Source organism: Asticcacaulis sp. P2_C5, assembly GCF_056404555.1.
Window position 1 is genome coordinate 139,979 of record NZ_JBFUDU010000012.1, and the last position, 11,306, is coordinate 151,284.

The 11,306-nt window shown below is 58.7% G+C and carries 15 protein-coding genes; 6 read left to right on the forward strand and 9 right to left on the reverse strand.

The genetic code is table 11. The annotated features are described in order from the left end of the window. Positions 1–131 precede the first annotated feature (131 nt). The gene (locus AC1DXO_RS20335; RefSeq protein WP_476980014.1) at positions 132–1,442 is read left to right on the forward strand and encodes a hypothetical protein; all 1,311 of its coding nucleotides are present in this window, start codon (positions 132–134) and stop codon (positions 1,440–1,442) included. Positions 1,443–1,491: 49 nt separating this feature from the next. Here AC1DXO_RS20335 and AC1DXO_RS20340 read toward each other — a convergent pair whose 3' ends face one another. Further along, positions 1,492–1,890 carry a hypothetical protein gene (locus tag AC1DXO_RS20340; RefSeq protein ID WP_476980015.1) on the reverse strand — a complete coding sequence of 133 codons (399 nt, stop codon included), beginning with the start codon at positions 1,888–1,890 and terminating at the stop codon, positions 1,492–1,494. After that, the gene (locus tag AC1DXO_RS20345) at positions 1,866–3,026 is read right to left on the reverse strand and encodes an SGNH/GDSL hydrolase family protein (RefSeq protein ID WP_476980016.1); all 1,161 of its coding nucleotides are present in this window, start codon (positions 3,024–3,026) and stop codon (positions 1,866–1,868) included. Before AC1DXO_RS20345 ends, AC1DXO_RS20340 begins: the two co-directional genes overlap by 25 nt. A 336-nt stretch (positions 3,027–3,362) precedes the next feature. Between AC1DXO_RS20345 and AC1DXO_RS20350 the strand changes: the two genes are divergently transcribed. Next, complete coding sequence (locus AC1DXO_RS20350) at positions 3,363–3,905, forward strand: nucleoside triphosphate pyrophosphohydrolase family protein (RefSeq protein WP_476980017.1); 543 nt, start codon at positions 3,363–3,365, stop codon at positions 3,903–3,905. A 24-nt stretch (positions 3,906–3,929) separates the two neighbouring features. On the opposite strand, the gene AC1DXO_RS20355 is transcribed toward AC1DXO_RS20350, so the two are convergent. From AC1DXO_RS20355 to AC1DXO_RS20370, 4 genes are all read right to left on the reverse strand, one after another. Further along, positions 3,930–4,814: a hypothetical protein gene (locus AC1DXO_RS20355; protein ID WP_476980018.1), complete on the reverse strand. Its 885-nt coding sequence runs from the start codon at positions 4,812–4,814 to the stop codon at positions 3,930–3,932. A 181-nt stretch (positions 4,815–4,995) separates the two neighbouring features. After that, complete coding sequence (locus AC1DXO_RS20360) at positions 4,996–5,484, reverse strand: GxxExxY protein (RefSeq protein WP_476980019.1); 489 nt, start codon at positions 5,482–5,484, stop codon at positions 4,996–4,998. 22 nt (positions 5,485–5,506) lie between these two features. Next, a complete protein-coding gene (locus AC1DXO_RS20365; RefSeq protein WP_476980020.1) occupies positions 5,507–5,635 on the reverse strand; it encodes a hypothetical protein in 129 nt (42 codons plus the stop codon). Beyond that, positions 5,635–6,135 (reverse strand): thermonuclease family protein, encoded by a 501-nt coding sequence (locus AC1DXO_RS20370; RefSeq protein WP_476980021.1) that lies wholly within the window; start codon positions 6,133–6,135, stop codon positions 5,635–5,637. Before AC1DXO_RS20370 ends, AC1DXO_RS20365 begins: the two co-directional genes overlap by 1 nt. A gap of 251 nt (positions 6,136–6,386) precedes the next feature. Here AC1DXO_RS20370 and AC1DXO_RS20375 point away from each other — a divergent pair, with 251 nt between their 5' ends. Next, a complete protein-coding gene (locus tag AC1DXO_RS20375) occupies positions 6,387–7,394 on the forward strand; it encodes a DMT family transporter (RefSeq protein ID WP_476980022.1) in 1,008 nt (335 codons plus the stop codon). On the opposite strand, the gene folK is transcribed toward AC1DXO_RS20375, so the two are convergent. Further along, entirely contained in the window at positions 7,370–7,891 is a 522-nt protein-coding gene (folK, locus tag AC1DXO_RS20380; RefSeq protein ID WP_476980023.1) for a 2-amino-4-hydroxy-6-hydroxymethyldihydropteridine diphosphokinase, read from the reverse strand. The genes AC1DXO_RS20375 and folK overlap by 25 nt on opposite strands. 47 nt (positions 7,892–7,938) lie before the next feature. On the opposite strand from folK, the gene AC1DXO_RS20385 reads away from it, so the two are divergent. The 3 genes from AC1DXO_RS20385 to AC1DXO_RS20395 all read left to right on the forward strand — a co-directional run bounded on the left by AC1DXO_RS20385 (position 7,939) and on the right by AC1DXO_RS20395 (position 9,907). Next, positions 7,939–8,529, forward strand: a complete 591-nt coding sequence (locus AC1DXO_RS20385) for a LabA-like NYN domain-containing protein (protein ID WP_476980024.1) — start codon at positions 7,939–7,941, stop codon at positions 8,527–8,529. A gap of 357 nt (positions 8,530–8,886) precedes the next feature. Beyond that, the gene (locus tag AC1DXO_RS20390; protein WP_476980025.1) at positions 8,887–9,273 is read left to right on the forward strand and encodes a VOC family protein; all 387 of its coding nucleotides are present in this window, start codon (positions 8,887–8,889) and stop codon (positions 9,271–9,273) included. Further along, positions 9,260–9,907, forward strand: coding sequence for a uracil-DNA glycosylase (locus AC1DXO_RS20395; RefSeq protein ID WP_476980026.1), 648 nt, complete (start codon positions 9,260–9,262; stop codon positions 9,905–9,907). Before AC1DXO_RS20390 ends, AC1DXO_RS20395 begins: the two co-directional genes overlap by 14 nt. 3 nt (positions 9,908–9,910) lie before the next feature. Here AC1DXO_RS20395 and smpB read toward each other — a convergent pair whose 3' ends face one another. Both smpB and dapA read right to left on the reverse strand, forming a co-directional pair. Continuing rightward, positions 9,911–10,381 (reverse strand): SsrA-binding protein SmpB, encoded by a 471-nt coding sequence (smpB, locus tag AC1DXO_RS20400; RefSeq protein WP_476980027.1) that lies wholly within the window; start codon positions 10,379–10,381, stop codon positions 9,911–9,913. Further along, on the reverse strand, positions 10,381–11,274 hold the full coding sequence (dapA, locus tag AC1DXO_RS20405; RefSeq protein WP_476980028.1) for a 4-hydroxy-tetrahydrodipicolinate synthase: 894 nt from the start codon (positions 11,272–11,274) through the stop codon (positions 10,381–10,383). The genes smpB and dapA overlap by 1 nt, the downstream gene beginning before the upstream one ends. Positions 11,275–11,306: the final 32 nt, after the last annotated feature.

The following is an 11,306-nucleotide window of genomic DNA, read 5'->3' on the forward strand; positions in this document are numbered from 1 at the left end:
ATCGTGAATCTCAGCATTGGTCATTGAGGTTAAAAGAGTATTTCATATCTACAATTGAGGTTGCTAATTTATCTTAAGGATGTCTCAACCATGAGTGTTGCATTCTAGGGACATTCGCATAAGGACGAAGTATGTCCGTTATTAACCCAGGTGAGGCCGCCGCCGGCGAAATCTTCGCCGACTCGAGCGGCCGACTATTCCTGAATTTGCTTCAGGATGACGCCACCGATGTCATCGAGCGGCTGCGGGAGACTCATGCCGACGACATGGGCCGTGCCTATCTCCTGCGCCTCGACCAGTTGATCGAGCGGCTGGGTGCCAAATGGGAAGCCAAACGGGATCTGGTTTTCGCTCATCTGAAGACAAGTTTCGAACGCAAGTTCCAGGAACCCAACTGGTGTATCCGCATCAACGACGATTCGTTCCTGGCGGTTATCCTGACCATGGGTGAGTACAAGGGCGCGCTCAATGCGGCGGAGTTGTGGTATTCGGTCGGCCAGTTTTTCGTCGGCGACGTGTCGAAGCTGACGCCCCCGCTATATGAGGCCCTGGCCGACGATGTCGACCGTTTGCGCGTCATCCCGATCGATCTCAGCAAATATTTCGACCGGGCCGAAGCCCGTCCGTTCCGCGACGACCCCGCCCCGCCCATCGCGACCACGGCGGAACCGGTTCGCCAGGCCAGTGTTGCGCCCGGTGTGATGACCGAAATGCGCCGGACAGCACCGACCGCCGGCGTAATGGTCGCCAGCGGGCGAGCCTTGCGCGTGGCCAGTTCCATCGAGCCGGTGTTCGAAATGAAGAAACTGGCCATGATCGGCCATCGCTTCGAACCCCTGGTCATCGAAACCGCCACCGGTGCCCAGCTCGATTCCCGCGCCCTGTCGCAAATGAGCTGGGCCGATCGGGAACAGGTCGATATCGCCAATATCGAACAGGGTCTCAAGCTGATGATGATGCGTTCGCCTGGCCAGCGCAAGATGCTGATGGTCGTGCCGGCGTCGTTCTCGTCCTTTGCCTCGGCGCGGACACGAACGCGCATAACAACCGCCGTGGTCGCCGGCGCGAGAGAGATGGGCCTGAAGGTCCTGTTCGAAATCCGTCACCTCAACGGCGTGCCACCGGGACGGATCGTTGACGTGGTGTCGATGCTCAAGCCGTTCTGCATGACCTTGATGGGTCATGTCGGTCCCGATCAGCGCGCCATTAACGGCCTGAAGGGATGCGGCCTGGCCGGCACCTGTGTCGACTATGACGGTGTCCGGCGCGACGACGCCGCTCTTGAAATCTACCTGTCCGCCTACAGCGCTGCGGCAAAGGCCGCCACCGGCGCCTGTATGATCCAGGGCTTTGACAACCTGCATCAGATGGCAGTGGCCCGCCTGTCCGGCGTCACCCATGCCACGGTCAGGTCCTCGGCTCTGCTGACGTCGCGGAACTGATCGGCAGCGCGAGGTCGGTCATTCGGTGCGGATGCAATTCATACGAAGTTCAGGAGCGGCGCTGCAACCAGTACTGCAAAGTTGTCAGCCCGTAGGCCGAGTCCTTGGCATCCAGCAACGCCAAGGCAGACTCGGTAGGCGGCTTGGCGCCCAGGTGCCGAACCATCCAGGCAATATGGGCCGCATTCTGGCGCGGAGAGGTCAGGAGGTAGTAGACGCACATTGCCAGCGCGACCGGGCCGATCCATCCAAGTCCGGTAACAATGGCCATATATTTGCCGGGACGGAACAAATGGTCAGCGACAGCCTCACCCTGCGTCCTGAAAAACAGTAGCCCTGCCAACAGAACGGCCACTATCAGGCCGATTATCAACAGACGTTTGAAATCGCGAATTTTCAAATCCTGATACTTCATTACCGTCGTCACCGCTTCAATCTGGTCGACCACAGGTCCGGCCGCGCTTCCAGCCACACGGTCAGCCAGTTGGCGATCTTGCGGTGATCGGCCAGGCTGCCGTGATAATCGCACGCCGCACTTTCCAGTTCGAACTTCGGCGGACTCACGAATTCCAGCCACGTCAGGCCAACGCGCCGGGCGGCGCCTTCGATGCTCTCACGGCCAATCCTGAACATCTGGCGGGTTTCGGCGTCGGGCAAATATTCAGACCCGGGCCACTGGATCAGTATAGTCGCCGCCGGATAGCGTTTGTGCAGGTCCGCGACAAAGCGGCCGTAGGTGACAAAATAATCCTCAGCCAGCTTCTGCTGCGACGGCCATTTTTCGCCTGGTTTGACGTCCTTATAGAAATCATTGCCGCCCAGGGCCACGACGACGATCTGCGGCGCCCAGCCCTTGCCGGCATAGGGCACGGTTTTGTCGAAGAAGGTAAAGGGATAGGTGTCCGACATGGCGTAGTCCGGCGCCACGCCGTCATAGTTGCGCACCATGCCGCGTCCGGAAATAGCGTTGACCTGGTAGTCCGCGCCCATGCGCTTCGCAACCAGGGCCGGATAGGCCTGCTGGGTATCGCTGGTCAGCCGCACCTCGTCCTGGGTGCACTGCCGGGTCGTCGACCGGATGCCATATCCGGTCATGCCGGAATCGCCGATGAATTCGATACGCCGCCCGGGCGCCACGGCCGGACCATCGCCTTGCGGCGCATAAAACCCGCCGAAAACGCCGACATGATCGATGCTTTCCGTGACCTTCTCCAGCCGCACCTGATGCGCGCCCGGTCCCAGATCGCCGATCAAGATGGCACCCTGGCCAGGCTGAGCGATCGCCACCGGCGCGAGGCCGTCGACCGTCGCACGATACTCATTGGCAGGATCGTCGAAGGTCAGCGCGACATGATCGCCGCGAAACCGCGTCTCGAAATACACGCCCGGCCACTGGTGTCGGTAGACTGTAGCCTTGGCGGTCGTTTCCATCTGCACCCGGCCGACAACACGGACGGGAAGCTGCTTGTCATTTGGCGCGATCGCGGCCTGCCGCGCTACCGTCTGACCTTGGGCGCTGCCGAGAGTGGCACAGGCGATCACCACGGCCAAAGCGTAACGACCGACTTTCCTGAACAATCGCATGACATCCCCTTTGAGGGTTGTAATCTATAGTCCGCGGCATCCGGGTCAAGGTTAAGACACTACGATATTTTTTTGCCATCAGGTCCGATCGACCACGTGGAAAAGTGTGTCGTCCCCCCTCTTCCAATGGTTCTGGTTATGGTTCTGGTTGCTTAAGCAAAACCCAAGCTTTGCTAGCCAAATCCCTTCATTATTTCAGATACTTGCCAAACTTGAGCTCCGAAGCGCCCGCGAGGCTTCCCGTTTTTTGTCGGCCAACTTGCCGTCTTCTCCTTGCGTCTATGTTCGACACGGGCAATATCATCGCAAGGCATACTGCACTCCGTTTCTTCGCAAATGATCGAATCCATAACCGTGTCCGTCGAGTCGACATCAGATATGCTTCTCAAGGGGGCCCAAGCCGGCCCATCGCTTGATGTCCAATTGGAAGACGGCCGCTTCGCCTGCGAGCCTCGGCAATTGGGCGCGATATTGGAAGCTGCGCCGGCTGTCCCGTCGTATCAGGCCCGCGTCGCCGAATGGATGATGAAGTGTTTCGGCGCCGATATCACCAACAGTCTCGCGGAGCGCTGCTTCCGGTTCTTTGAAGAGGCCGGCGAATTGTGCCAGGCGCTCGGCATGACCGAGGACCAGGCCCGCGACCTCGTGACCTATACCTGGAGCCGTGACAAAGGCGAGCCGTCGCAGGAAGTAGGCGGCGTCATGGTCACGTTGGCGGCAATGTGCCACGCCGCGAACCTGGATATGGCCGCTGGCGGTGAAGCCGAGCTCGCACGGATCGACACGCCCGAGACCATCGACAAGATCAGGCGCAAGCATCAAGCCAAGACGCTGCGGACACCGCATAGCGCGCTGCCCGGCACAGCTGATGAGTCCTAGATCATGCCTGCTTGATGCGGGACCTTACGGCTGACGTGTGAGTTCGATCTTGCGCACAATGGTCTTGACCTTTTGATCCGAGCATTGCGTCAGAGCTACATCCGTGCAGGTGCGCTCAACGGTCTGGACAGGGTTGTCCATGGTCGCCCTCTCAATCCGGCCATCGACCAAACTGACCGTAATTTCCACGTCAAAATATTCCTTGCCGGCGGCGGCCCGATAAGTTCCGTCCTCAAGTTTGCGCACCTCAACCCAGTTATTTGCGGTATCCGCCACTGGCTTTTCCATCCATGCCGCCGGAAAGCTGATCCTCGGCTGTTGCGGCGGCAGATGACGCACCAGCAGAACGGCCACCTGGTTTGCCGTGTCTACGCTCTTCAGGGTCATATCGAAATCGATCGCATCCTGTCCCGTCAAGACAAACGTGCCATCGGCCCAGGACGCCGTCATCGGGTTTGAAAATGTGAAGTGGTCGCCGGGCGCCTTTAAACTGTTGAATTTCGCGGCCAGCCAAAGATCGACATAAAAGGTCATCATGTCCGTGACGGGGCCGATCATATTGGGATCCACGGCCCGTAAGTCCGGCGGCGATGGCGGCAGGCTGGGGTCGAGGGACAGTTGCTGCCGGTAGTCCGCCATGGCCGGCGAAAGCGACATTGGCTTGCCGTCCGAAACAAGTCCGGACCATGATATGTCTTCGTGGTAAGCGCCGGCTGCGTCTTTCTTGACAAGGCTTTGGGCATCGACGGCGTAAGTCCAGCCGTCATTGTCTCCGGTCATGTGATAGGCCAGAATTTGACCTTCACGATAGTCGCGATGCAAGGGCGCTGTCGGGTTGGACGTTTGCGCGTCAGCCGCCGCAGGTAAGGCAGCAAAGACGAATGCAACTGCAATTCCAGCCAGCTTCATGATCCATACCTTCAAATACAACCGCCCTATGGGAAACAGGTCGGTTCAGGTTTACAGGATTCAATTTAGTACGAACCGTACTACGGGTCAATTATCGACAGGTTATTTCATGCCTTTGCAGCCTAAAATACGTTTAGATATTGATCTCCGGCGACGGCACCGCTGCAGAATGATTGCATTCTTACGATCGCTCGGCAGAGCCACCGGCGCCACGACTGAACACGACACGCTCAATCGTCGCCTTGGGATAACAGCCAAAATTTGCCAGTAGACCCAGTTGTAAGCCTGTCGCCTTCAGGTAGTTTATGACCTGGGCCCGATGTACCCCTGCGATCTCACGAACGGCTTTCAGTTCAATTATGATTTTGCCATAGCATACCAGGTCCGGGACATAGGTCTGCTCCAACTGTGTTCCTCTGTAACTCAATGTCAACACTGGCTTTTTGACATAAGGAATGTTGCGCCGAAGGAATTCAAGAATGAGGCACTCTTCGTAGACGTTTTCAAGAAATCCAACGCCCATTTCGCGGCTAACGTCGAAGATCGCGCCTTGAATTGCAAACACTTCGTCGCGGTAAAGCAGTTCTTCCATAAAATCCCCGGTCCATTTTCGTCTATGATAAAAAAGGTTTTTGCCGCGAAAAGCGCGAAAAGCGCGAATAAGGTTCATCGGATTCTTGCGCGAAGCGCTGTCAACTATCAGCCACGGCCACAATCACATAGCCCTGCGGACGCAAGACGTTCACTTCTTTTTCGCGCTTTTCGCGCTTTTCGCGGCAAAAATTCTTTATACTTTCAGCCGCATGGTCCTTGTCAGCCATTACCAAGCTTCCTTATGCGCCTGACGCCAGCGATAGGGATTCTCAAACTTGAACGCCCAAGCGCCTTGCTTATGCGCCTTGGCCCAGTCCTCATCTGCCGCATATTTCAGCGAGTAATAGCGATAGGCCAGGGCCAGTCCGCGGCGGACCATCTCACGCCCCAGATCGACCCCGGCGGCCGTACAGATGGCGATCGTACGACCATAGTCATCCGTGTCCTGCTTTTCACAACGCACCACCTTATGCGCAATCAGCCCATCCATGGCCGCCCTGGCCTTGTGACCGCAGGCCATCACACCGCACATCTGATCGTTTTCGAACGCGTCGGCGCCATAGATCCGGATATGGACCCTGCCGATCAGGATCGTGTCGCCGTCGAAGGCCCGCGCAGGTCCAGTTATCACCTGGCGGTTATGGGCGCGCGGCCGGGCCTGGGCGGGACCAGCCAAGCCAATGGCCACACTCAGGATCAGGCAAAGCGAAACACGAAGTGAAGTCAAGGAATCCCCTTCCACGGTTGCCATTGCAACCAAAACTGGCTAGACGCACGACCATGATCACGCAATTCGCCAACCGTCACGTCCTGATTCAGCTCGACATCATGTCCAAACTCATTTGGGCCGTAAAGGCCGTGCGTCTTAATCCGTTCAAATCCAAGGCCCTGTGATCCTGTCGTAACGACCTGTTTGCAGCGCCTCCTCACCCGGGCGCCGCACTTGAAAACCGGCGCCGTCCCAGAAAGACCGCACCGATGCCGTTCCAGGCCGACGCACCCGCCCCTGCCGATACCACAACTGCAAGAGCGCGTTTTCTCGCGACCTGGGGTGGCTATATTCTGGCGGCCCTGGGCGCCTTCCTGTTCGCCAGCAAGGGCATCTGGATCAAGGTCGCCTACACCTACCACGTCGACGCCTCGTCGCTATTGGCCCTGCGCCTGATGATGGCGACGCCCTTCTTTGTCGCCGGCGGCATCGCCACCTGGCTGCGCCAGAAGGCGCGCGGTGACGAAGGCCCGCCAAGGATCGCCGCGCGGCCCGACCTCTACGCCAAGGCCCTCGCCGTCGGTGCGTTGGGCTACTGGGTCGCCAGCTATACCGACTTCGAAAGCCTGGTTACCCTGTCGCCGCAGTTCGAACGGCTGATTATCTTCACATATCCTTTGTTCGTTATCCTGTTCGGCGCGGCGTTCTTTCATCAGCCCATGCGGACCTCGGCGCTGTGGACCTTCGCCATTGCCTATGCCGGCATCGCTTTCATCTTTGTCACCGACGTGCGCACCCAGGGCTCCGCGGTCGTCGGCGGCGTCCTGTGGTGCCTGGCCTCTTCCGTCGCCTTTGCCCTCTATCTCCTGCTGGCCAAGCCACTGATCAAGCGCCTGGGACCGTCGCTGTTCACATCCTGGGCGATGAGCGGCGCGGCCCTGGCGACCTTTGTTCACTTTTTCATCGTTCACCGCCTCAGCGATATCCCGTGGAGCCAGGGCCTGATGACCCTGACGCTTGGCCTGGCCATAGGCGCTACGGTCGCGCCCAGTTACCTGACCAATTTTGCGCTCAACCGCATCTCGTCCCAGGCCAATGCGGTGATCAGCTTTATCAACCCGATTTTCACCCTGATGCTCAGCATGCTGATCCTGCGCCAGCATGTCAGCCTAGCCGACTTTATGGGCACCTTGCTGGTTCTGGTCGGTGTCGGGCTGTATACGTGGCTGGATCAACGGGCCAGTCGGGCGGTTCAGGCTTCGCCCGCCAAAGGATGAGCGTCTGTCGCGACCGTCGCGGCGGCATAAAGCTCCACGGCGGTGCGTTGCAAAACAGGATGAACCCAGTCCGGCCAGATCTCGGCCAGCGGTCCCATCACAAAGCCGCGAGCCGCAGCACGCGGGTGTGGTAACACAAGCCCGCTTTCGCCTGTTATAACATGGTTCCCATAGGCAATCAGGTCCAGATCGAGCGTACGCGGAGCATTTTTCACCTCGCCGCGCACCCGTCCGGCCTCGGCCTCTAGGTCGTGCAGAAACGATAACAAATCAATGGGTTGCAGGTCTGTTTCGGCGCGTAAAACGGCGTTGATATAGGGCGGATCGGTCGGGTCCGGCCAGGCCTTCGACGCCCACAAACGTGAAAAATTGTTAACAATCAGACCGCGTTTCTGCAATGTCTTGACAAGGTGGTCAAAAGACTGCGATGCAGACCGCGTGCCCGAAGACAGGTTGGAACCGTAGGCAATTAAAACTGTCTCAGTGTCGTCGCTCACAATTCACCCGTTATTTTTCAACCGCTTATTTTAAGAGAGTATTTGAAATGAGCTTTTATCCTACCGATCGTATCGCGCTTTTCATCGACGGTGCCAATCTTTATTCAGCCGCCAAGGCGCTGAACTTTGACATCGATTACCGCAAGCTGCTCGATGAATTCCGCAAGCGCGGAATCCTGATCCGCGCCTACTACTATACTGCCCTGGTCGAAGGCGATGATTATTCGCCGATCCGTCCCTTGGTAGACTGGCTCGACTATAACGGCTTCGCCCTGGTGACTAAGACCGCCAAGGAATATGTCGACAGCCAGGGCCGCAAGCGCTGGCGTGGCGACATGGATATCGAAATCGCCTGCGACATGATGGAAATGGCCGGCAATGCCGATCATCTCGTCCTGTTTTCGGGCGATGGTGACTTCCGCCGCCTGATCGAAGCCGTCCAGCGCAAGGGCTGCCGCGTCACCGTCGTCTCGACCGTCAAGTCGCAGCCGCCGATGACCTCGGACGAACTGCGTCGCCAGGCGGACACCTTTGTCGACCTGGCCGATCTGGCGACCGTCGTCGGTCGGCCGCGTCAGGCGCATACCAATGCGCCGAAGTTCGTCAACGCCGACGCTGACGATTTCGACGAGGCTTAGGTAGAGGCTTCTTCAGTGCTCAAGTGTGGATGCGCGTCTTCGATAGTGGAATTTTTCGGCACGAAAAACGCGAACGAAGTCGAAAAGCACGAACGCAGAGCACCGAACTTCCTGCGCCCGAAGGGCAATCGATCATGAAACCGCATCAACGCGTCAAGGCGCTGCGCGCGGTAGCATGTCCATATTCTAAATGTTCGTGCTTTTCGTTTTTTCGTGTTTTTGGCTTCGCCGAACGTTGTTTCGTGTCGAAAAAATTCCATTGTCGAGGACGCGCCGCCACCGTGTTGCGCGAACCTGCCCGTAGTTCTGCGTTCCATTTTAGGCTAGCTTAGACGATACCCAGAGTCGGAGGCTGTCATGTTGCGGATTGCTAACCCCGTCGGTTTTATTGCCGTCCGCGACTTCACCGTCGCCCGCGATTTCTATGAAGATATCCTTGGGCTCGAATTCGTCCGCAATGACGGTTTTGCCCTGGTGTTTCGTTCGGCTTCAGTCATTTTGCGCCTGACCGTACCGCCTGAATTCACGCCGGCGGCCTACACGGTCTTCGGCTGGGACGTCATGAACATCGAACGCCACGTGGCCGATTTACGGTCGAGTGGCGTGACCTTTGAACGCTATGGCTTCCTCGGCGACGACCAGGACGAGGACGCCATCTGGACCACACCCAACGGTGACAAGGTGGCATGGTTCAAGGACCCGTTCGGCAACCTGTTGTCACTGTCGCAGAATGTCGATCCCTGACGCGGCTCCGCCGCGCGATTGCCCGTTGTGCCCGCGCCTGGTCGCCTACCGGTTATATAACCAAAAGGTTATGAACGACTGGCACAATGCCCCGGCGCTACCTTTTGGCGATCCTGACGCCCGATTGCTGATTGTCGGCCTGGCGCCGGGCCGTACCGGCGCCAATCGCACCGGCCGCGTCTTTACCGGCGATTCCGCAGGACGCCTGCTTTTCGAAACCCTGATCGCGACCGGATATGCCTCAGGCGAATACTGTGATAGCGGCCGTGATAACGTGAGTTTGCACGACTGTATGATCACCAATGCCGTGCTCTGCGCCCCGCCCGGCAACAAACCCACGTCGACCGAAGAAAACACCTGCCGGCCGCATCTGACAAAATTGATCCAAGCCATGCCCAGGTTGCGCGTCATTGTCACCTTGGGCGACGTCGCACGGCGCAATGTGTTGAAGGCGTTGGGCCGACCGGCTTCCGCCATGCCATCGGGCCACGCGGCCAAAGCTACCCTTGGAGGCCTGACCCTGATCAACAGCTATCACTGCTCGCGACTGAACCTGAACACCGGCAGACTGACGCCGGATAGGTTCACGGCCGTCTTTCACCAGGCGCGGACGGTCTATTCGCCGCCGACATAGGCGTCAGCCCTTGTCGCGCATAAGCCGCGCTTTATCGCGGTTCCAGTCGCGTTCGGCGGTGGCTTCGCGCTTGTCGTGGTTCTTCTTGCCCTTGGCCAGGGCGATCTCGATCTTTACCCGGCCCTTGTCGTTGAAATAGAGCTTTGTCGGGATAATGGTCAGGCCTTCGCGCTGGACCGAGATCATCAACCGGCTGATTTCCTTGCGATGCAGCAGCAGCTTGCGCTGGCGCCGAGGCTCATGATTGAAGCGGTTCGCCTGGGTATAGATCGGAATATCGGCATTGATCAGGCACAGTTCGTCGCCATTCTCGATACTGACATAGGATTCGGCGATATTGGCCCGCCCCAGGCGCAGCGACTTGACCTCGGTGCCGGTCAATTGCAGGCCAGCTTCGATCGAGTTTTCGAGGAAATAGTCGAACCGTGCCCGGCGGTTGTCGGCGATCACCTTATAGGTGGAAATCGGTTCCATCAAAGGCCCGCCAATTCCATCGCCGCATCGACCAGAGGCCGCACGGCCTCGCTGCACGGGGTAATCGGCAGACGCACCTCATCCGTGCACACGCCCAGGCGGCTAAGGGCATATTTGGTCGGCGACGGCGATGCGTCGGCGAAAAGAACCTTGTGCAGCTTGATCAACCTGTCCTGCCACTGGCGGGCGCTGTCGAAGGCGCCCTGGTTGGCGGCATTGAACATGGCCACGACCTGGGCCGGCGCCACATTCGACGTCACCGAAATCACGCCATGGCCGCCATGCGCCATGTAGCCCAGCAGGGTCGGATCATCGCCGGAAATATAGGCAAAATTGCCATCGATCTCGAGCCGCATCAGGCTCAGCCGGTCGATGTCGCCGGTGGCGTCCTTGATGCCGACGATATTGGGCAGCCTGGCCAGGCGCGCAATGGTTTCGTTGCTCAGATCGACGACCGTACGTCCGGGCACATTATACAGCAGGACCGGGATCTGGACCGCGTCGTTGATCGCCTTGAAATGCTGGTACAGGCCTTCCTGCGATGGCTTGTTGTAATAGGGCGCTACGACCAGAACCGCATCGGCGCCGACCGCCTTGGCGTGCTGGGCCAGCTCGATCGCCTCGGCGGTATTGTTGGAACCGGCGCCGGCGATCACCTTGATCCGCCCGGCCACGCGTTCGACGCAAAAGCGCACGACGGCCTTGTGCTCTTCGAACGACAGGGTCGAGGTCTCGCCCGTCGTTCCGACCGGCACGACGCCGTGCACGCCGGCGGCGATCTGCAGCTCGATCAGTTTCTCAAAGGCGGCGAAATCGACCTCGCCGTCCTTGAACGGCGTCACCAGGGCTGTAATTACGCCGGAAAAAGCGGGGCGGAGCGGCATATCGGTCATCAGTCAGGCGCCTGGAGTACGGTTCGTGTGTG